The 21,023-nt window shown below is 54.2% G+C and carries 21 protein-coding genes and 5 tRNA genes; 3 read left to right on the forward strand and 23 right to left on the reverse strand.

Features of this window, described 5'->3' with window-relative positions; all coding sequences use genetic code 11:
• Positions 1–4: 4 nt before the first annotated feature.
• Positions 5–757, forward strand: a complete 753-nt coding sequence (gene gpmA, locus OGW17_RS14465) for a 2,3-diphosphoglycerate-dependent phosphoglycerate mutase (protein ID WP_012133230.1) — start codon at positions 5–7, stop codon at positions 755–757.
• 102 nt (positions 758–859) lie between these two features.
• Here gpmA and OGW17_RS14470 read toward each other — a convergent pair whose 3' ends face one another.
• The 5 genes from OGW17_RS14470 to aroG all read right to left on the reverse strand — a co-directional run bounded on the left by OGW17_RS14470 (position 860) and on the right by aroG (position 7,114).
• Positions 860–1,636 (reverse strand): ABC transporter ATP-binding protein, encoded by a 777-nt coding sequence (locus OGW17_RS14470; protein ID WP_071259670.1) that lies wholly within the window; start codon positions 1,634–1,636, stop codon positions 860–862.
• Positions 1,633–2,715, reverse strand: a complete 1,083-nt coding sequence (locus OGW17_RS14475) for a FecCD family ABC transporter permease (protein WP_052194398.1) — start codon at positions 2,713–2,715, stop codon at positions 1,633–1,635. Before OGW17_RS14475 ends, OGW17_RS14470 begins: the two co-directional genes overlap by 4 nt.
• Positions 2,712–3,698 carry an ABC transporter substrate-binding protein gene (locus tag OGW17_RS14480; protein ID WP_071259673.1) on the reverse strand — a complete coding sequence of 329 codons (987 nt, stop codon included), beginning with the start codon at positions 3,696–3,698 and terminating at the stop codon, positions 2,712–2,714. Before OGW17_RS14480 ends, OGW17_RS14475 begins: the two co-directional genes overlap by 4 nt.
• Before the next feature lie 11 nt (positions 3,699–3,709).
• Positions 3,710–5,878 carry a TonB-dependent receptor gene (locus OGW17_RS14485; RefSeq protein WP_071259675.1) on the reverse strand — a complete coding sequence of 723 codons (2,169 nt, stop codon included), beginning with the start codon at positions 5,876–5,878 and terminating at the stop codon, positions 3,710–3,712.
• Between the two features lie 183 nt (positions 5,879–6,061).
• Positions 6,062–7,114, reverse strand: coding sequence for a 3-deoxy-7-phosphoheptulonate synthase AroG (gene aroG / locus OGW17_RS14490; protein ID WP_012133235.1), 1,053 nt, complete (start codon positions 7,112–7,114; stop codon positions 6,062–6,064).
• A 315-nt stretch (positions 7,115–7,429) separates the two neighbouring features.
• Between aroG and OGW17_RS14495 the strand changes: the two genes are divergently transcribed.
• Together OGW17_RS14495 and zitB are read left to right on the forward strand one after the other, a co-directional pair.
• Positions 7,430–7,804 (forward strand): YbgS-like family protein, encoded by a 375-nt coding sequence (locus tag OGW17_RS14495; RefSeq protein ID WP_071259677.1) that lies wholly within the window; start codon positions 7,430–7,432, stop codon positions 7,802–7,804.
• A 112-nt stretch (positions 7,805–7,916) separates the two neighbouring features.
• Positions 7,917–8,858: a CDF family zinc transporter ZitB gene (gene zitB, locus OGW17_RS14500; protein ID WP_071259680.1), complete on the forward strand. Its 942-nt coding sequence runs from the start codon at positions 7,917–7,919 to the stop codon at positions 8,856–8,858.
• Here zitB and pnuC read toward each other — a convergent pair.
• From pnuC to cydA, 18 genes are all read right to left on the reverse strand, one after another.
• Positions 8,855–9,574 (reverse strand): nicotinamide riboside transporter PnuC, encoded by a 720-nt coding sequence (pnuC, locus tag OGW17_RS14505; protein ID WP_071259683.1) that lies wholly within the window; start codon positions 9,572–9,574, stop codon positions 8,855–8,857. The two genes, zitB and pnuC, sit on opposite strands and share 4 nt — an antisense overlap.
• Positions 9,575–9,598: 24 nt before the next feature.
• The gene (gene nadA, locus OGW17_RS14510; RefSeq protein ID WP_024130522.1) at positions 9,599–10,642 is read right to left on the reverse strand and encodes a quinolinate synthase NadA; all 1,044 of its coding nucleotides are present in this window, start codon (positions 10,640–10,642) and stop codon (positions 9,599–9,601) included.
• A gap of 397 nt (positions 10,643–11,039) precedes the next feature.
• Positions 11,040–11,115: transfer RNA gene (locus OGW17_RS14515), tRNA-Lys, on the reverse strand.
• A 133-nt stretch (positions 11,116–11,248) separates the two neighbouring features.
• A tRNA-Lys gene (locus OGW17_RS14520) sits at positions 11,249–11,324 on the reverse strand.
• Between the two features lie 145 nt (positions 11,325–11,469).
• Positions 11,470–11,545 (reverse strand) — tRNA-Lys (locus tag OGW17_RS14525).
• Positions 11,546–11,548: 3 nt separating this feature from the next.
• Positions 11,549–11,624 (reverse strand) — tRNA-Val (locus OGW17_RS14530).
• Between the two features lie 35 nt (positions 11,625–11,659).
• Positions 11,660–11,735, reverse strand: a tRNA-Lys gene (locus tag OGW17_RS14535).
• 164 nt (positions 11,736–11,899) lie between these two features.
• On the reverse strand, positions 11,900–12,688 hold the full coding sequence (gene cpoB / locus OGW17_RS14540; RefSeq protein ID WP_012133241.1) for a cell division protein CpoB: 789 nt from the start codon (positions 12,686–12,688) through the stop codon (positions 11,900–11,902).
• A 9-nt stretch (positions 12,689–12,697) separates the two neighbouring features.
• Positions 12,698–13,216: a peptidoglycan-associated lipoprotein Pal gene (gene pal / locus OGW17_RS14545; protein WP_003022983.1), complete on the reverse strand. Its 519-nt coding sequence runs from the start codon at positions 13,214–13,216 to the stop codon at positions 12,698–12,700.
• 34 nt (positions 13,217–13,250) lie between these two features.
• On the reverse strand, positions 13,251–14,543 hold the full coding sequence (gene tolB / locus OGW17_RS14550) for a Tol-Pal system beta propeller repeat protein TolB (RefSeq protein ID WP_024130523.1): 1,293 nt from the start codon (positions 14,541–14,543) through the stop codon (positions 13,251–13,253).
• Between the two features lie 132 nt (positions 14,544–14,675).
• Entirely contained in the window at positions 14,676–15,902 is a 1,227-nt protein-coding gene (tolA, locus tag OGW17_RS14555; RefSeq protein ID WP_047458058.1) for a cell envelope integrity protein TolA, read from the reverse strand.
• 63 nt (positions 15,903–15,965) lie between these two features.
• Positions 15,966–16,394 carry a colicin uptake protein TolR gene (gene tolR / locus OGW17_RS14560; RefSeq protein ID WP_012133245.1) on the reverse strand — a complete coding sequence of 143 codons (429 nt, stop codon included), beginning with the start codon at positions 16,392–16,394 and terminating at the stop codon, positions 15,966–15,968.
• A gap of 3 nt (positions 16,395–16,397) precedes the next feature.
• Positions 16,398–17,090 carry a Tol-Pal system protein TolQ gene (gene tolQ / locus OGW17_RS14565; protein WP_024130524.1) on the reverse strand — a complete coding sequence of 231 codons (693 nt, stop codon included), beginning with the start codon at positions 17,088–17,090 and terminating at the stop codon, positions 16,398–16,400.
• Complete coding sequence (gene ybgC / locus OGW17_RS14570) at positions 17,087–17,485, reverse strand: tol-pal system-associated acyl-CoA thioesterase (RefSeq protein ID WP_012133247.1); 399 nt, start codon at positions 17,483–17,485, stop codon at positions 17,087–17,089. The genes tolQ and ybgC overlap by 4 nt, the downstream gene beginning before the upstream one ends.
• 149 nt (positions 17,486–17,634) lie before the next feature.
• Entirely contained in the window at positions 17,635–17,928 is a 294-nt protein-coding gene (gene ybgE / locus OGW17_RS14575; RefSeq protein WP_012133248.1) for a cyd operon protein YbgE, read from the reverse strand.
• Entirely contained in the window at positions 17,928–18,041 is a 114-nt protein-coding gene (gene cydX / locus OGW17_RS14580) for a cytochrome bd-I oxidase subunit CydX (protein ID WP_003022970.1), read from the reverse strand. The genes ybgE and cydX overlap by 1 nt, the downstream gene beginning before the upstream one ends.
• A gap of 14 nt (positions 18,042–18,055) precedes the next feature.
• Entirely contained in the window at positions 18,056–19,195 is a 1,140-nt protein-coding gene (gene cydB, locus OGW17_RS14585; protein ID WP_012133250.1) for a cytochrome d ubiquinol oxidase subunit II, read from the reverse strand.
• Between the two features lie 15 nt (positions 19,196–19,210).
• A complete protein-coding gene (gene cydA, locus OGW17_RS14590; RefSeq protein WP_071259686.1) occupies positions 19,211–20,779 on the reverse strand; it encodes a cytochrome ubiquinol oxidase subunit I in 1,569 nt (522 codons plus the stop codon).
• Positions 20,780–21,023: the final 244 nt, after the last annotated feature.

Below are 21,023 nucleotides of genomic sequence, written 5' to 3' on the forward strand. Positions count from 1 at the left end.
GAGTATGGCTGTAACTAAGCTGGTTCTGGTACGTCACGGCGAAAGTCAGTGGAACAACGAAAACCGTTTCACCGGTTGGTACGATGTTGACCTGTCCGAGAAAGGCGTGGGTGAAGCAAAAGCGGCAGGTAAACTGCTGAAAGAGGAAGGCTATAGCTTCGATTTTGCTTATACCTCCGTGCTGAAACGTGCCATCCACACGCTGTGGAACGTCCTGGACGAACTGGATCAGGCCTGGCTGCCGGTTGAAAAATCCTGGAAGCTGAACGAACGTCACTACGGCGCACTACAGGGTCTGAACAAAGCGGAAACCGCTGAAAAATACGGTGATGAGCAGGTTAAACAGTGGCGTCGCGGTTTTGCCGTAACCCCGCCGGAGCTGACCAAAGATGACGAGCGTTATCCGGGCCACGATCCGCGTTATGCGCAACTGACCGAGAAAGAGCTACCGCTGACTGAAAGCCTGGCGCTGACTATCGATCGCGTGATCCCTTACTGGAACGAAACCATTCTGCCGCGCATGAAAAGCGGTGAGCGCATCATCATCGCCGCTCACGGTAACTCTCTGCGTGCGCTGGTGAAATACCTGGATAACATGAGCGAAGAAGAGATTCTCGAACTGAACATCCCGACCGGTGTACCGCTGGTGTACGAGTTCGACGAAAACTTCAAACCGATCAAACATTACTATCTGGGTAACGCTGACGAGATCGCGGCAAAAGCGGCGGCCGTGGCGAACCAGGGTAAAGCGAAGTAATCTGATTTGCCTGATGGCGCTTCGCTTATCGGGCCTACGGGTTGGCAATATGCGTCCCGTAGGCCGGATAAGGCGTAAGCCGACATCCGGCAATACATGTACTTAAACCCCGATAACCCCGTCGAGCACCACCTGCGCCCTGCCCTGTGAACAACGTTCCACACGACCCCGAACGTTATACACTTCCGCCAGGCTTTCTGCGGTAATAACCGCTTCCGGCGCGCCGCTGGCCACCAGTTTGCCCTCCTTCAGCATCAGCACATGTTCGCTGTGACGTAGCGCGATATTAATGTCATGCACCACCACAACCGTCACTATATTGCGCGCCCGCGTTTCCCGCGCGATCAGATCCATAACGTGAAACTGATAGTTCAGATCCAGCGCGCTAAGCGGCTCGTCCAGCAACAAAAGTTCCGGGTAGCGAATCAGCGACTGCGCCAGCCCCACCAGTTGCCGCTGGCCGCCGGAAAGCTGGTCAAGATAGTGCAGCGCCAGATGTGCAATGCCGAGTTGATCCAGGATTGCCAGCACCTGCGAGTGGCTGTTCGCGCCATCTCGCCCGCCGGATGCCCGCTGCGCCACGATAATTGACTCCAGCACATGCAGATGTACGCCCTGCGGCAGCGACTGAGGCAAAAACACCACCTTTTCCGCACGCCGGGCAAACGGCAGCGACATCAGGTTCTCACCGTCCAGCATGACCTCGCCACGGGCTTTATTCCGCCCGGCCAGCGCGCGTAATAACGTTGATTTCCCGCAGCCGTTCGGCCCCAGCAGAACGGTAATTTTACCGCGCGGCAGCTCAGGCACGCTGAGATCGCGAATAACTGGGTGTTTCGGATAACCGGCGCTTATTCCCTTGAGGATCAACCCGCTCATGACATGCTCCCCCGGTGGCGCAAAATAATGCTCAGGAAGAATGGCACACCCACCAGCGACGTTACGATGCCTACCGGGATGATCACGCCAGGAACAATATTCTTCGACGCGATCGAGGCCAGCGACAGCACCAACCCCCCCGTCAACACGCTGCCCGGCAGATAGAACCGGTGATCTTCACCAAACAGCATTCGCGCAATGTGCGGCGCGACCAGACCGATAAAACCGATTGGCCCGACAAACGCCACCGACAGCGCCGATAGCAGGCTGATGCGCAGCAGAGACGACAGGCGCAGGCGCCGCACGTCAATGCCAAAACTCATCGCCCGATCTTCCCCCAACCGCAGCGCCGTCAATTGCCAGGCGCTACGCATCGACCACGGCAGCACAATGGCAAACACCAACGCCAGCACGCCGAGCTTTTCCCACGACGCGCGCGCCAGGCTGCCCATCGTCCAGAACACCAGCCCCTGTAGCGTGTCCTCATCGGCAACGAACTGCATCATCGACACCAGCGCATTAAAGGTAAACACCAGCGCGATACCGAACAGCACCACGCCAGAGGTCGCCACGCGCGTCCAGCGAGTAATCCCGTCCAGCAGCAGGGCGGACAGCAGCGCAAAAGCAAAGGCATTCGCGGGAATAAACCAGGCGGCAGGAACGCCGGGAATGCCGATACCCAACACGATCGCCAGCGCAGCGCCAAAGGCTGCCGCGGAAGAAACGCCCAGCGTGAACGGACTCGCCAGCGGGTTGTTCAGGATTGTCTGCATTTCGGCGCCCGCCAGCCCCAAAGCCATTCCCACCAGTAACGCCATCAGCGCATAGGGTAAACGGATATCCCAGACAATAACGCGCGTCCCCGCATTAACGCTTGCCGGGTGCAGCAGCGTTTGCCAGAGCTCGCCGAGCGACAGACCAGACGGGCCAAGCGTAGAGTCCAGCACCAGCGAGGCGACTATCGCCGCAATAATCAGCAGCGCCAGCATCAACCGCTTGCGTACCACAAGACGGTAGCGATCGTCGATCGACGGAGCATTAGCGGATAGCGACATAACGTTCCTTACCTGTAGAGTCATTTCGGCGGATTGAGCACATCGCTAATCTGCGCGTCGCTGAGTGTAATGCCAAAAAAGTCCTGGTAAAAGCGGCGGGTCTCCTTGCGCATATCCACATCGGCAAAGCGCTGCGGGTAGAGCGTTTTTGCCAGCCAGAGGAATTGTAACGCCTCTTCGCTGGTCTCCCGACACCACCAGAACATCCCTTTCGGGTTCACATACACGCGATGATGAATCACGGCATCCACCTGCGCCCACTGGGGAGAAGTCAGGATGGCATCCGCATCTCGCTTATTCATGGCGACAATCACCGCCGGATTTGCCGCGACAATCTGCTCAAGAGCGACTTCCCCCGTCCGGTTTTGCTTGTGGCTAAACCAGCGCTCGGCGACGTTTTTTGCATCGGCCAGATCCATCCAGTCCTGATTAAGCGACGGCCTGCCGGAAGTGGTCAGCGGATTGCCCATGCTGTGATAGAGGGTCATTCGCTGATCTTCAGGAAGATCGCTTAAGCGTGCCTTTACCCGCGCCACATTGCGGTCAAAATACTGCTGATACCGCTGCGCTTTATCCTGCGCATCCGGCCCCAGCACCTCCGCTGTTTTATGCACCCGGGCGGTCAGCGCCTGCATGGAGTTCGCCTCAAACGCCAGTACGCGCACCCCTGCCTGCTGGAGCAGCGACGCCCTCGGCACCGTCATTGATTTCGGCACAAACAGCAGTTGCGTACCGAGCGAGATGATCTGCTCCGGGTCCAGTTCGTGACCGCTGTTGACGCTGACAACGGCGACATTATCAATACGCGGCAGACTCTGGCGAAAAAGCGGAATCGTCTTTGCAATCATCGACGTGCCAACAATATTATCGCCATACCCCAGCATGGTGATGATGGTGTTTTGCGCCGGCCACGGTGAAGCGATGCGCACATCGCTGTGCGGCTGCGCGGCAAACAGGCTCCCCGCCACCAGCCAGGCCAGCGCGGGGAAAATGCGGGTTAGCGTCATGACTCCATCCTTTAAAAATCAAACGTGACGGAGGCGCGAACTTCACGCCCGCTGCCGATAAAGGCGCTGGGTGAACCGTTATCGCCATCGGTGCCTGACGGGAAGATTGATGCCCAGTAGTGCTTATCGAACACGTTGTTAACCACCACGCGGAAGGTGGTCGGGACGTTGCTGATTTTCGTGGTGTAGCGGGTGCCCAGGTCCCAGGTGGTGTAGCTGCTGGCCCATGCGGTGTTGGTATCGTTGGCGGCACGCTTGCCGGTATAGTGAACGTTAGCGCTGTATACCCATTCCGGCATCGACGGTAAGCTGTACTCCGCCAGCACGTTCGCCTGCACTTTCGGTACGCCTACCACCCGTTTATCGCTGGTGGTATCGCTCACCGTATCTTTCAGTTTCGGATCGAGGAGCGTCACGCCGCTGTAGATATTCAGCCCTTGCCAGACATTACCGGAGGCCGTCAATTCCAGACCGTTATTGACCTGGTTCCCCTGTTCCTTATAGACATTGTCGCCGGGATCGACATAGGCAAATGGACGCTCAAGACGGAACAGCGCCGCCCCCAGATTCATCCCGGAGACATCGGCTTTTAGCCCCATCTCATATTGTTTGCTGCGATACGGGTCGAGGGTTTGCCCGGCATTTTTCACGTCGCTATTGGTTGGCGCCGTCCCGCCCTGTTCCAGCGACTCCGCATAGCTGACGTAGGCCATCACATTCGGGGTGATTTTATACATCAACGCCGCATTCGGGCTTAAACCGTTCTCATCAATCTGGCCGGTTTTATGACCACTTTTATTGTAGTTCTGCGACTGAATCCAGCTCTGGCTCAAGTAGAACATCGCCGACCATTTCGGCGTGAAAGTCACGGTATCCCCAAGGGTAATGCTCTGTTGCGTGTTGACGCTGGATTTATAACGATCCCCACCGGTTATGATTTTGCCATCGCCCTTTTCGTACATCTCAGAGGGGTGGTACATATTGGTGGTGTCCCAGCTATAAGACGGCCCCGTCCCTTTCGCACTGTACAGCGACCAGACATAACCGGTGGTCGAGAGCGCAATATCATGCCCGACAGAACCGGTATCAACATGACCGTTAAGCGTGGCGGTATTGCTCAGTACGCGAAAACGTCCTGCGGCAGTAGAGTCTTTCAGCGAACGGCTGATATCGCCCTGGTTATTGATAATTTTGCTGGATACGTTACGCATCGCACGATCCGCCTGCTGCCAGCCAACGCCCGCCGTTACGGACCATTCATCATTGAGATAATGAATAAGACGCGTGCTCACCGTGTCGGTTGTCAGATCGTTCCCGGCCGTGCTGAGCGCCAGATTTTTATCTTTGGGATCGGGTGCGGAAGGTAGTTTAATGTTCGGGCCATAGCTGAAGCTTCCCGGATAGCCTTTTTGAATAAACTCATAGTGGCTGGCATCCAGCTGCAATTGCGTGCCTGGCTGAATATTCCAGTCCAGCGCCACGGAAAGCAACTTACGGCGCAGCGTACTGTCATCCAGATTCCCTTCACCTTCCTGATTTAGCACATTCACGCGATAGCCAAAACGGTTGTCATCATCAATGTGTCCGCCCAAATCGACATGCCCGGTAAAGGCGCTCCGGCTTTGATAACCCAGAGTGACTTTGCGCAGCGTCTCTTCCGTTGGGCGTTTGGCGACAAAATTAAACTGCCCGGCCGGACTTGCCGGGCCGTACAGCGCGCCGGTCAGGCTGTTGAGCACATCCAGGCGTTCCAGCATCTCAACGGGGAAAGCGGTGGTTGAGACGATGTTCAACCCATCCAGGCGGCTGTTGGCAACCACGCTGCCCTGCATCCCCCGGCTCTGCGGTCTGCCGACATCCATGCCGCCGCGCGCCTGCATTTGTGTGCTGGGCGAGTATTTCAGCAGTTCGCTCACGCTTTGCGCCTGCTGGTTCTCAATCATCTCTTTGGTGACGGTCGTGGTCGAATACGGTGTATCAACCCAGGCTTTATTGCCCAGCGGCCCGACATCGATATCATTGGTTTTGAATCCAGCGCCGGAAGCGGCATGCGTGGTATCGGCAGAAGGCTGGCTGGTGACGATAATTTCATCTTCAGAGGTGTTTGCCGCATGTGCGCTGTGCGGCGCCAGGGAAATGAGAAGAGGCAACAGCGTTGCCAGTTGAGTGGGCTTATTCATTTGTATTATCAATCGTTATGTAAAAATTTATATTACGACCGATATAAGTGTAAAAAGTTGATCACGATCACATCAAAACTTTTAAACAAAGAACTAACTCTTTTGGATTACAAACAGTTAGTAGAAAAAAACCGGCCTGATTTGCCGGTTTTTCAATTGCGCAACGTGCGTTGGCAGGAGGAATTATCCGCGACGGGCTTTCACCGCATTCGACAGCTGACGCAACAGCGCATCCGTATCTTCCCAGCCGATACAGGCGTCGGTAACGCTCTTACCGTAGGTCAGCGGTTCGCCGCTTTCCAGGCTCTGATTACCTTCCACCAGATGGCTTTCCACCATCACGCCAATGATCGCGTTTTCGCCACGCGCAATCTGCTGGCAAACATCCGCACAAACGTCCATCTGCTTTTTAAACTGTTTGGAGGAGTTCGCATGGCTGAAATCGATCATAACCTGCGGCGCAAGCCCCGCTTTAGCAAGACCTTCTTTTACTTCTGCCACATGTTGCGCGCTGTAGTTTGGCTCCTTGCCTCCACGCAGAATAATGTGGCAGTCGCCGTTGCCGCTGGTATTCACAATGGCGGAGTGCCCCCACTTAGTGACGGAGAGGAAGCAGTGAGGCGCACCGGCGGCATTGATGGCGTCAATCGCCACTTTGATGGTGCCGTCGGTGCCATTTTTAAAGCCGACCGGGCAGGAAAGACCGGAGGCCAGCTCGCGGTGTACCTGAGACTCCGTGGTACGTGCACCAATCGCGCCCCAGCTCATCAGATCCGCCAGGTATTGCGGGGTGATCATATCAAGGAACTCACCCGCAGCGGGTAATCCGCTGTCGTTAATGTCGAGCAATAGCTTGCGGGCAATACGCAGGCCATCGTTAATCTGGAAGCTGTTATCCATATGCGGATCGTTGATCAGCCCTTTCCAGCCCACCGTGGTGCGCGGTTTTTCAAAATAGACGCGCATGACAATTTCAAGCTCGCCTTTTAGCTCTTCACGCAGCGTCATTAAACGAGCGGCATACTCTTTGGCGGCAACCGGATCATGAATTGAGCACGGCCCAATCACCACCAGCAGGCGATCGTCATTCCCTTTCAGGATTTTATGAATCGCTTTGCGGGCATGGGCAACGGTGTTTGCTGCATTCTCTGTAGCGGGAAATTTTTCAAGGAGTGCGACTGGCGGTAATAACTCGTTGATCTCTTTAATACGTAAATCGTCGTTCTGATAATTCATGATTATTCCAGTGTTGCCATACTTATCTAATTAAATGCAATCCCTTCAATCTATCTCTTTGGCTAAAAAGTGTAAACTGACTTTTACACTTCGAACGGACTAATCCTGGAATTAGGAAAAAAAACGCCAGAAAGTAGCGAAAAACGAGATCTAACCTACAATTTTTAACTGTAAACACTCTTTTTGTGAGTTTTTTCAAGATTCTATGCTGGGCTAAATCGCCAGTGCGGGATCTTTAACCCCTCTCTGAGATTTTACTGGCACATGCACTGTTGGAAGAGTTATCCGACATATCGACCATAACAGGAGCATCTTATGAAAATGACAAAACTGGCCACACTTTTTCTTACTGCCATACTCAGCCTTGCCAGTGGCGCAGCGTTGGCCGCTGACGCGAATACGCAGTCCAACAACGGACAGGCAAACTCTTCGGCGGATGCCGGACAGGTCGCCCCTGACGCCCGCGAAAACATCGCGCCAAACAATGTGGACAACAGCCAGATTAATTCCGGCGGCACTATGCTTCACCCGGGTGGCTCATCAATGAACCACGACGGCATGACCTCCGATGAAGTGCATAAAAACACCATGTGTAAGGACGGCCGCTGCCCGGACGTGAATAAGAAAGTGGAGACCGGCGACGGCATCAACAACGACGTTGATACTAAAACCGATGGCACCACGCAGTAAGCCTGAAAAAAGGCCAGGTAACGGGAGAGCTGACGCTCTCCTTTTTATTTTGTCAGCCCAAAACTTGTATGATGTCATACAGTAATAATGAAAATAACAAAGGGATGACACGATGCCACATTCACACTCTCATACTGCTTCGCATCTGCCGGAAGATAAGAACGCGCGTCGGTTGCTGTTCGCATTTTGTGTCACCGCCGGATTTATGCTGGTTGAAGTGGTGGGCGGCATTCTTTCAGGATCGCTGGCGCTGCTGGCCGACGCCGGGCATATGCTTACCGATGCCGCAGCCCTGTTGTTCGCTCTGATGGCCGTACAGTTTTCCCGGCGTCCTCCAACCATTCGCCACACTTTCGGCTGGCTGAGACTGACAACGCTGGCCGCGTTTGTTAACGCCATCGCATTAGTGGTGATTACTCTTTTAATCGTCTGGGAAGCCATTCAGCGCTTCTATACGCCACGCCCTGTCGCAGGCGGCATGATGATGACTATCGCAGTGGCGGGTTTGCTCGCCAACGTGTTCGCGTTCTGGCTCCTGCACCGGGGGAATGAAGAAAAAAACCTCAATGTGCGTGCCGCCGCGCTGCATGTGATGGGGGATTTACTGGGATCGGTCGGCGCCATTTTTGCCGCACTGATTATCATCTGGACAGGCTGGACGCCAGCGGACCCGATTCTCTCGATCCTGGTTTCCATACTGGTGTTACGCAGCGCCTGGCGTCTGTTAAAAGACAGCGTAAATGAATTACTGGAAGGCGCGCCGGTTTCGCTGGATATCGCGGCGTTGCGTCGCCATCTCAGCCGGGATATTCCCGAAGTACGCAATGTACATCACGTCCATGTCTGGATGATAGGAGAAAAACCCGTGATGACGCTGCATGTACAGGTGATTCCGCCGCACGATCATGACGCGTTGCTGGCGCGCATCCAGCATTTCCTGATTCACCATTACCAGATTGAGCACGCCACCATTCAGATGGAATATCAGCCGTGCAATGGGCCGGACTGCCACCTGAATCAGGGGCTATCCGGCCATTCGCACCATCACCACTAACTGGAAAGCGCGTGTGAGCCTCGTTCGCGCGCGCTGTTGATCCACATCCGGCTGCCATTCAGGGCGATGAAGGTCAGGATCAGATACTCCAGCGACATCGCATAGACGCCTTGCAGTGCGAAGATCACCACGCTTATCACGTTGATAATCACCCACAGCAGCCAGTTTTCGACATACTTGCGCGTCATCAGGATCATCGCCACAATCGACAGCACCATCATGCAGGAGTCCCAGAACGGGAAGGCATCAGGCTGCAATTCCGCCACGGCGACCGACAATCCCAGCGCCTGCATCAGGTTGACGGCGACGCGAGTCAGGAAAGAAAATACCGGATCGATATACGCGGTCATCAGGCCAATCGCCACCACGCATACCGCCAGCCAGGCCAGCGCTTTTGGCAGCGGCAGCCAGCGAATTTTCAATTCAATCTCATGCTGGCTTGTTTTGCGGGACCAGGCATACCAGCCGTAAATATTGGCGGCAAAGAAAAATACCTGAAGCAACAGGCTGGCGTAGAGTTGGATCTGAAAAAAGATGATCGCGAATAGCGTCACGTTAATCAGGCCGAAAAAATAGTTGCTGATCTTTTCCAGGCTGGCAAGCCCGATACACAGCAAACCCGCAACGGTGCCGACAGCTTCAATCCATGACAGGTCGTAACCGCCAGCGCCAATTGGAATATGAACCAGAATGTTCTGTGTGCTAAAAAAATCCATCTTTCCCCCAGAGCGTTTTATGTTTTACGCTCGTAGTGTAGCCGCAAATTCCAGCATACGGTTGAGCGGCAGCAGCGCCCCTTCTCGCAACGCCTGGTCAACGTGAATCTCATGGGCCTGCCCGCCCTGCTCTAACCCCTCAGCAATTGCCTTAAGGCCGTTCATCGCCATCCACGGACAATGCGCGCAGCTACGGCAGGTCGCCCCTTCTCCGGCTGTCGGCGCTTCAAGCAACTCTTTATCAGGCACCGCCTGCTGCATTTTATAGAAAATGCCCCGGTCGGTCGCCACAATAAGCTGCTTATGCGGTAGCGTGCGGGCGGCATTAATCAGCTGGCTGGTAGACCCGACGGCATCCGCCATATCGACAATCGATTGTGGCGACTCAGGATGCACCAGCACGGCGGCATCCGGGTACAAACCTTTCATCCGGGTCAACGCCTGGGTTTTAAATTCATCATGAACGATACAGGCCCCCTGCCAGCAGAGCACATCCGCGCCGGTCTGCTTTTGCACGTAATGTCCCAGGTGGCGATCCGGCGCCCAGATAATTTTCTCACCCAGACTGTCCAGATGTTCAATCAGTTCAACAGCGATACTGGAGGTAACAACCCAGTCAGCGCGGGCTTTGACGGCAGCAGACGTGTTGGCGTAAACCACTACCGTGCGATCCGGGTGGGCGTCGCAAAACGCGCTAAATTCGTCAATCGGACAGCCCAGATCCAGCGAGCATTCCGCCTGTAGAGTCGGCATCAGGATGGTTTTTTCCGGGCTGAGAATTTTGGCCGTCTCGCCCATAAAACGGACGCCAGCGACCAGCAACGTGGAGGCAGGATGTTTCGCGCCAAATCGCGCCATCTCCAGCGAGTCGGAAATGCATCCTCCGGTTTCTTCAGCCAGTTGCTGGATTTCGGGATCGGTGTAATAGTGCGCCACCATGACGGCATCGCGCGCTTTCAGCAGACGTTTGATTTTCTCGCGGTAGAATTGCTTTTCATCCACGCTTAGCGGGGTCGGTTTCGGCGGAAACGGATAGATTGCGGCTTCCGGGTCAAACATTACGCTCATCATGCTTTCTCGTTTTACTGGCTTAACGAAATAACCGATATAAAGCGTAACCCACGCCACAATCGGTTAAATTTGTTTTATATGCTAAACAAGATAGCCGATTGGTTGGCAAAAGTCACAACAATTGCGCTTGATAATGCCGGATGGCGGCGCAAGCGCCTTATCCGGCCTACGGGTCGCCGACTGACGTCTTATCCGACCTGAACGAGTGCATCGCTGTAGGCCTGATAAGCGCAGCGCCATCAGGCACAAATTCTGCGCATAGCAAAAAGGCGCCTTTAGGGCGCCTTTTTGCATTGGTGGGTCGTGCAGGATGACTCGGCTTCGCCTCGCCCTTCGGGCCGTTGCTGACGCAACGTTATCCTTCACGTTTAACACCTGAGAGCGATGTTAAAATTGGTGGGTCGTGCAGGATTCGAACCTGCGACCAATTGATTAAAAGTCAACTGCTCTACCAACTGAGCTAACGACCCCTTGCGGGATTTTACTGCTTAATCATTCAGGATGGTGGGTCGTGCAGGATGACTCGGCTTCGCCTCGCCCTTCGGGCCGTTGCTTGACGCAACGTTATCCTTCACGTTCTCTACCAGTAACCACCTTTAAAACTGGTGGGTCGTGCAGGATTCGAACCTGCGACCAATTGATTAAAAGTCAACTGCTCTACCAACTGAGCTAACGACCCATACGGGTGTTACCTGAAAGATTTTACTCGGCACCAATTTAAAACTGGTGGGTCGTGCAGGATGACTCGGCTTCGCCTCGCCCTACGGGCCGTTGCTGATGCAACGTTATCCTTCACGCTTAACATCTGAGTGTGATGCTAAAACTGGTGGGTCGTGCAGGATTCGAACCTGCGACCAATTGATTAAAAGTCAACTGCTCTACCAACTGAGCTAACGACCCGAGTGGTGGGTGATGACGGGATCGAACCGCCGACCCCCTCCTTGTAAGGGAGGTGCTCTCCCAGCTGAGCTAATCACCCGATACTACGCTGGTAAGATGTTTCCATCTTTAAAGTGGTGGGTCGTGCAGGATTCGAACCTGCGACCAATTGATTAAAAGTCAACTGCTCTACCAACTGAGCTAACGACCCACTTTTGCGCTGCTTTCGGTTTGTTTGATATCCCCTGGCAACGGCGGCATATATTACTGATTTCAGATTTCAGCGCAACAAAAATTTCGATGCAGATCACTCAACTGCTTAGGAATCGCACGACGAGACCAGAAATAACGCGATTTCTGGTCGCGTGGTGTGCATTACATCGCGTTAAGACGTTTTTGCGCTTGTTTTGCGCCATCAGTGCCAGGGTATTTACTGATAACCTGCTGATAAACCGCTTTGGCTTTTGCCGCGTCGCCTTTGTCCTGCATGATGACGCCGACTTTGTACATCGCGTCAGCCGCTTTTGGTGACTTCGGGTAGTTTTTGACTACCGAGGCAAAATAAAATGCGGCATCATCTTTTTTACCCTTGTTGTAATTCAACTGGCCGAGCCAGTAATTGGCATTCGGCTGATAAGTTGAGTCCGGGTATTTTTTGATGAAGTTCTGAAACGCCACAATCGCATCATCCTGGCGGGACTTATCCTGCACCAGAGCAATTGCCGCATTGTAATCGGTATTGGCGTCGCCGCTTTGTACCGGCGCGCCTGACGTCGCCGCGCCCGCGCCAGGCGCAGGTGTTGCGGTTGCCGCCCCGCTTTGCTCGCCGCCCGCCGATGGCGTCGCTGCGCTACCGCTGCTCAGACTGTCCATCTGTAGCAGGATCTGCTTCTGCCGTTCAACAACCTGATTCAGCTGATACTGGCTTTCCTGGATTTGACCACGCAGGGAATCAATATCGGACTGATTATCAGAAAGTTGTTGCTGGAGTTGGGTTAAAAGCTGGCTGTGAGCATTCGAAATACGCTCGAGTTGAGTGACGCGGTCTTCGACCGAGCCTGAGCCGACACTACTGATTGGCGCCTGAGCAAAAGCGGCCCAGGGGGCCGCTATGCCAACCAGTAACGACAGACTCAACAGGTGATGTCTGAAGTTACTGCTCATGCAATTCTCTTAGTAAACCAGTACGGCGCGACGGTTTTTAGCGTAAGCCGCTTCGTCGTGACCCAGTACTGCGGGTTTTTCTTTACCGTAAGAAACGATGGAGATCTGGTCAGCAGAAACGCCTTTACCCTGCAAGTACATCTTAACAGCGTTAGCACGGCGTTCGCCCAGGGAGATGTTGTACTCAGGAGTACCACGTTCGTCCGCATGACCTTCTACGGTGACTTTGTAAGACGGGTTGCTACGCAGGAAGTTAGCGTGCGCATCCAGCATTGCCGCGAAGTCAGAACGAATATCGTACTTGTCCAGATCGAAGTAAACGATGTTGTTCTGCTGCAATTGCTGCATCTGCAAACGCGCTTGCTCTTCAGAAGACATGTTGCCGCTGCCGTTCGCATCCATACCAGTGCCTGCACCCAGCATGCCTTCGCTGCCGTCATTGCTGGCGTTCTTGTTGGAAGAACATGCAGCAATTGCCATAACAGGCAGAGCGATCATCAGCCCTTTCAGCACTTTGTTCAGTTGCATTTCAATGATTCCTTTACTAATCAATTAATTATTATCACAGATACGGCGACCAGGCAGGGAATTTAACCTGACCATCGGTTGCCGGAAGACGCGCCTTGAAACGCCCATCTGTAGAAACCAAATTCAGCACGGATCCCATCCCCTGAGAAGAGCTGTAGATTACCATAGTGCCGTTAGGTGCCAGACTTGGCGTTTCATCCAGGAACGTTGACGACAGAACCTGTACGCCACCCGCTACCAGATCTTGTTTGGCAATGTGCTGCTGACCATTCGCCGAGCTTACCATTACCATAAATTTACCGTCGCTGCTCACATCCGCATCCTGGTTTTGCGAACCTTCCCAGGTGATACGCTGCGGAGCACCGCCGTTCACGTTAACTTTATACACCTGCGGACGACCGGCCTGGTCAGAGGTAAAGGCCAGGTTCTGGCTGTCCGGGAACCATGTTGGTTCGGTGTTGTTGCTGCGACCATCCGTCACCTGACGAATCTGACCAGAACCAATGTCCATCACATACAGGTTCAGGCTACCGGTTTTAGACAACGCAAACGCCAGTTTGCTGCCATCCGGCGAGAACGCAGGCGCGCCGTTGTGACGCGGGAACGACGCAACCTGACGCACAGCCCCGTTAGCCAGCGTCTGGATAACCAGCGCGGAACGACCGCTTTCGAAGGTTACGTAGGCCAGTTTAGAGCCGTCAGGAGACCACGCCGGAGACATCAGCGGCTGCGGAGAACGGTGAACCACGAACTGGTTGTAGCCATCGTAGTCAGACACGCGCAACTCATACGGGAACTGGCCGCCGTTAGTCTGCACAACGTAAGCGATACGGGTGCGGAATGCGCCCTTGATGCCGGTCAGCTTCTCAAACACTTCATCACTTGCAGTATGGCCAGCATAACGCAGCCACTGCTTGTTCACTTTGTAAGAGTTCTGCGCCAGTACAGTACCCGGTGCGCCGCCAGTGTCAACCAGCTGATAAGCAACATTGTAGGAACCGTCAGGATTCGGAGTCACCTGACCGACAACAACCGCATCAATACCCAGCGCAGACCATGCCGCCGGCTGAACTTCTTGCGCCGTACCCGGCTGCTGCGGCAGACGAGAACGATCCAACGGATTGAATTTACCGCTGTTGCGCAGGTCAGCGCCAACGATGCCGCCAATATCTTCAGGCGCAGCTCCCGGCCCTGCCCACTGGAATGGCACAACGCCAATCGGGCGCGCCGAGTCCACCCCCTGGGTGATCTCGATACGTACTTCTGCGTGCAGCACCGCTGCCCACAGCATTAAGAAACCAAATGCTACTCGTAATGCCTGCTTCATCATATCTCCCTTATCCGGGCGGAAAGCCCACGATAATTTAGCAGAATGTTAACAAACTCAAATACACAAAACTACCAGAACCCAGCGACTCTCGTTGCGTGCCTTTCCCCGCCGTGACGGGGAAAGTTTAGCTTACGGTTTAAAGTCCAGAGGTGCGTTTTTAAACACTTCGTATACCGCCTGGCTTGGTGGTTTTGGAATCTTCGCCTGTCGGGCCGCAGCAAGCGCTGCCTGACAAAGCGCGGGATCGCCACCTTCAGACTGAATATCCAGCAACAGGCCGTCTGGAGCCAGTTTTATACGCAACGTACAGGTTTTACCTGCATAGGACGATGCGTCGTAAAACTTACTTTCAATGGCCGATTTAATCTGCCCGGCATAGTTGCTGATATCCGCGCCTGATGCACCATTGTTTTTAGTATTACCACTCCCCGCAGGAGAAGCATTGCTTCCTGCCGCTCCGCCGCCGGTTTTCGGCGCATTCTTACCGGAGCTTAAATCGCCCAACAGGTCGTCGACGCCAGATGCGGCAGCGGCTTTTTCGGCTGCGGCTTTCTTCGCAGCAGCCGCTTTATCTGCCGCAGCTTTCTTATCGGCAGCAGCCTTCTCAGCAGCAGCTTTTTTTGCTGCTGCCGCTTTCTCAGCGGCGGCTTTGTCGGCGGCAGCTTTCTTCTCTGCGGCCGCTTTTTCAGCAGCAGCCTTTTCTGCCGCAGCTTTCTTCGCGGCCTCTGCCTGAGCCTGCTTAGCCGCCTCGGCTTCCGCTTTTTTCTTCGCGTCGGCGGCGGCTTTTGCCGCTTCAGCTTCGGCTTTCTTCTTCGCATCAGCAGCCGCTTTTACCGCTTCGGCTTCGGCTTTCTTCTGCGCTTCCGCCGCTGCTTTAGCCTGCGCGTCCGCTTTCGCTTTCGCATCCGCTGCGGCTTTCGCCGCCGCTTCTTCAGCCTGTTTCTGCTGCTCCTGCGCTTTCTTCGCGGCCGCTTCCGCTTGTTTCTGCTGTTCCGCCTGCTCGCGCGCCTGTTCCTGCGCGGCTAAACGTTCTTTCTCAAGTTGCTTCAGTCGTTCCTGTTCAGCCGCCTGCTTCTCGCGAAGCTCTTCAGCTTGCTGCTGCGCCTGTTTTTCACGCTGTTCCGCCGCACGCTTCGCGCTCGCCTGTTGCTGCTGCTGACGATCGTACTGCTGAACAACTGCGCCGGGATCGACCATGACGGCGTCGATGGAAGAACCACCGCCGCCCCCGGCTGAAGCCTCTATATGCTCATCGAACGAACTCCAGATCAGCACTGCAAATAAGATAACATGCAGTACCGCTGAAATAATTATCGCCCGTTTGAGCTTGTCGTTTTGTTCGGTTGCCTTTGACACTCTCGGTTCCCAAAAACTGTGCGCCTGTTACTTGCTATCTTTACGTCCCGGAGACGCAGAAGATCAGATAGGCTGCGTCATCAAGCCAACCGATTTCACGCCCGCACTGTGTAACAAGTTCAGCGCTTTAATTATTTCATCGTAAGGCACGTCTTTCGCGCCACCGATTAAGAAGACCGTTTTCGGATTGGACTCCAGGCGACTTTTCGCTTCGGCAATAACCTGCTCTGGCGGCAACTGATCCATCCTGTCTTTCTCAACCACCACGCTGTATTGCCCAATACCGGAAACTTCAATAATGACCGGCGGATCGTCATTGGTGCTGACGGCCTGCGACTCGGTCGCGTCCGGCAGGTCGACTTCCACACTCTGGGTAATGATCGGCGCCGTCGCCATGAAGATCAGCAGCAGCACCAACAGTACGTCGAGCAACGGTACAATGTTGATTTCGGACTTGAGATCGCGACGACCTCGTCCACGCGTTCTGGCCATGGCTTACCCCTTGTTGCTCTCGCTACTGGTAAACGCCTGACGGTGCAGAATGGCGGTGAACTCTTCCATAAAGTTGTCGTAATTCAGTTCCAGTTTGTTCACGCGCTGATTCAGGCGGTTGTAGGCCATAACCGCTGGAATCGCCGCAAACAGACCGATAGCCGTTGCAATCAGCGCTTCCGCGATACCCGGCGCCACCATTTGCAGCGTCGCCTGTTTCACCGCACCGAGGGCGATAAACGCGTGCATAATCCCCCATACCGTACCAAACAGACCAATATACGGACTGATGGAACCCACGGTGCCGAGGAAAGGAATGTGCGTCTCTAATGTTTCCAGCTCACGGTTCATGGAGATACGCATCGCACGGGACGCCCCCTCAACAACCGCTTCCGGCGCATGGTTGTTTGCACGATGCAGACGCACAAACTCTTTGAACCCGCTATAGAAGATTTGTTCCGAACCCGCGAGGCTATCACGACGCCCCTGGCTCTCCTGATACAGGCGAGACAGCTCGATTCCAGACCAGAATTTATCTTCGAACGCTTCCGCTTCGCGCGCCGCAGCGTTAAGAATACGAGTCCGCTGGATGATGATAGCCCAGGATGCGATTGAAAAACCAATCAAAATCAACATGATAAGTTTAACCAGAAGGCTTGCCTTCAGGAACAAATCAAGGATATTCATGTCAGTCACTGCTTAAACTCCGCGACAATAGACTTGGGAAGCGCACGAGGCTTCATTTTGAGTGGATCAACGCAAACAATCAGAACTTCCGCTTCGTTGAGCACGTTGTTCTCTGCGTTGACAATGCGTTGCGTGAAAACCAAAGAGGTGCCACGCATTGACGTAATTTCAGTTTGGACTTCGAGCATATCGTCGAGTCGCGCAGGCGCATAATATTCCAGCGTCATTTTACGCACCACGAAGGCAACCCGTTCAGCCAACAGCACCTGCTGACTGAAGTGATGATGACGCAGCATCTCTGTGCGTGCTCTTTCATAAAAAGCGACGTAACTGGCGTGGTAAACCACACCACCGGCGTCGGTATCCTCATAATAGACACGAACCGGCCATCGAAATATATTCACTGTACATCCCGGTAATGCAAAAAAAGTTAACGCTTTTAAACGTTGCTACTATACGCGCGCGGATGAGGCTTGGGAATGGGGGGAAGTTAAGGGAGAGTAAAAATTTATGGGCTTATGAAAACCCATAAATTTTTAAGGATACTTCTTATTCAAAAGAAGAAAAAAATCAGACCAACAATAAGCACGATATCGGCGAGCAGCGGGCAAAAGATCCCCTGCCAGTGAACGGCGCGAGGACGAAATCCTACGCCATGAATCACGCCCGTACAGACGGCCCACATCAGCAGAAAACCATGCCAGATTTCCAGCTCGCTTGTTTTCGCCGCGAAACGCGTCGGGTCCCAGAAGATGCAGCCTGCTAACACTAACGCCAGCATAAAGGAAAGCGCCCGTAATGGGCGCTTATCCATTACCGCATACAACGTTGCGATAATACTGGTCATTAGCTGTCTTCTTGTCCGGCTTTACCTGATTCTACGTGCTCAAGCGCCAGCGCAGTGATTATCCCAAATGCACAGGCAAGAAGCGTTCCCAGAATCCATGCGAAATACCACATTTTTAGCTCCTTACTTAGTACAGAGAGTGGGTGTTGCTTTCAATATGTTCTTTAGTGATGCGGCCGAACATTTTCCAGTAACACCAGCTGGTGTAGATCAGAATGATCGGTACAAACACCAACGCAACCCAGGTCATCAGGTTCAGCGTTCTCTGGCTGGAGGTCGCATCCCACATGGTCAGGCTCGCATTCATCATGGTGCTGGAAGGCATCACAAACGGGAACATTGCGATACCGGCAGTCAGGATGATGCAGGCCAGGGTCAGAGAAGAGAACAGGAATGCCCATGCTCCTTTCTCCATACGGGAGGTCAGGATAGTCAGCAGCGGCAGAACCACGCCCAGCGCCGGAACCAGCCACAGGATCGGCGTACTGTTGAAGTTCACCATCCACGCACCGGCTTCACGCGCGACTTCTTTGGTCAGCGGGTTAGATGCGGCGTGATGATCCATCGCGGAAGTCACGACATAACCATCAATACCGTAAACCACCCATACGCCCGCCAGCGCGAAGCACACCAGCGTAACCAGCGCGGCTACCTGTGCCGTCGTGCGGGAACGCAGGTGCAGCTCACCCACGGTACGCATTTGCAGATAGGTCGCGCCCTGGGTAATGATCATCCCTACGCTGACGATACCTGCCAGCAGGCCAAACGGGTTCAGCAGCTGGAAGAAGTTACCGGTGTAGTACAGACGCAGATACTCGTCGATATGGAACGGTACGCCCTGCAACAGGTTGCCAAACGCCACGCCGATAACCAGCGGCGGCACAAAGCTCCCCACGAAGATGCCCCAGTCCCACATGTTGCGCCAGCGGGTGTCTTCAATCTTGGAACGGTAGTCAAAACCGACCGGACGGAAGAACAAGGACGCCAGCACGAGGATCATCGCCACATAGAAACCGGAAAACGCCGCAGCGTAAACCATCGGCCAGGCGGCGAACAGCGCGCCACCGGCGGTGATCAGCCACACCTGGTTACCGTCCCAGTGCGGGGCGATGGAGTTGATCATAATTCGACGCTCGGTGTCGTTACGACCGAGGAAACGGGTGAGCATGCCCACCCCCATGTCGAAGCCATCGGTAACCGCAAAACCGATCAGCAGAATGCCAACCAGCAGCCACCAGATAAAACGCAATACTTCATAATCGATCATTTGACGACTCCTGTCTTAGCGTGCCGGCTGAGAGGCCACATTGGGCTGCTCAAAGTGATAGCGACCGGTTTTCAGGCTGCTTGGGCCACGGCGTGCAAACTTGAACATTAAGTACAGCTCCGCCACCAGGAACAGGGTATACAGGCCGCAAATCAGGATCATGGAGAACAGCAGGTCACCGACCGTCAGTGACGAGTTCGCCACGGCGGTTGGCAGCACCTCACCGATCGCCCACGGCTGACGACCATATTCGGCAACGAACCAGCCTGCTTCTACAGCAATCCACGGCAGCGGGATGCCGTACAGCGCCGCGCGCAGCAGCCATTTTTTCTCACCGATGCGGTTACGAATGACGCTCCAGAAGGAGAGCGCGATGATCGCCAGCAGCAGGAAGCCGCACGCAACCATGATACGGAACGCAAAGTACAGCGGCGCAACGCGTGGGATGGAGTCTTTGGTCGCCATCTCAATTTGCGCTTCGGTCGCGTCAGTGACGTTCGGCGTATAGCGTTTAAGCAGCAGACCGTAGCCCAGATCTTTCTTCACGTTATTGAACTGGTCGCGAACGGCCTGGTCGGTAGAACCGGCACGCAGTTCTTCCAGCAGCGCGTAGGCTTTCATCCCGCTACGGATACGTTCTTCATGCTGCACCATCAGGTCTTTCAGACCGATGACCGGCGTATCGACGGAGCGAGTCGCGATAATACCCAGCGCGTAAGGGATCTGGATAGCCAGTTTGTTTTCCTGCGTCTCCTGATCCGGGATACCGAACAGGGTGAAGGAAGCAGGCGCTGGCTGGGTTTCCCATTCCGCTTCAATCGCGGCGAGTTTGGTTTTCTGCACGTCGCCCATTTCGTAGCCGGATTCGTCACCCAGCACGATAACAGACAGCACAGCAGCCATACCGAAGCTGGCGGCGATAGCAAAGGAGCGTTTAGCGAACGCGATGTCGCGGCCTTTCAGCAGGTAGTAAGCACTGATGCCGAGGATGAACATTGCACCGGTCACATAGCCAGACGCCACAGTGTGAACGAATTTCACCTGCGCAACCGGGTTAAGCACCAGTTCGGAGAAGCTCACCATCTCCATACGCATGGTTTCGAAGTTGAAATCCGATGCGATAGGGTTCTGCATCCAGCCGTTCGCCACAAGTATCCACAGCGCAGACAGGTTGGAACCCAGCGCCACCAGCCAGGTAACACACATATGCTGGACTTTACCCAGACGGTCCCAGCCAAAGAAGAACAGACCTACAAAGGTGGATTCGAGGAAGAAGGCCATCAAACCTTCGATTGCCAGCGGCGCACCGAAGATATCCCCTACATAGTGGGAATAGTAAGACCAGTTAGTCCCGAACTGGAACTCCATGGTCAGACCGGTAGCCACACCCAGAGCGAAGTTGATACCAAACAACTTGCCCCAGAACCTGGTCATATCTTTATAAATCTGTTTGCCGGAAAGGACGTATACCGTTTCCATAATGGCCAGCAGGAACGCCATACCGAGCGTCAGCGGCACAAACAGGAAGTGGTACATCGCGGTCAAGGCAAACTGTAAGCGCGACAGTTCGACTATATCTAACATCATGACTCCTTGCTCATCGCATGAAGACTCCGAGAGTGAACCCCGTTAGAAAGGGTCACACGCATGCCCCAATAAAATTTATTTGCTCCCCTTCACCGTTGCCGTTTCATCATCAGAGGAAACAGCAATGATAAAAAGTTACAAACATGTTAATAAAAAACCTAAATTGATCCCGCAAATATATTACGCCGTAAAATCCCTACAATAAACAGGTTTTTATTGAGTCAAATTTGCATTTTTCGAC

This window comes from Citrobacter sp. CK181 (genome assembly GCF_030333595.1).
In the GTDB taxonomy this organism is placed as follows: domain Bacteria; phylum Pseudomonadota; class Gammaproteobacteria; order Enterobacterales; family Enterobacteriaceae; genus Citrobacter_B; species Citrobacter_B koseri.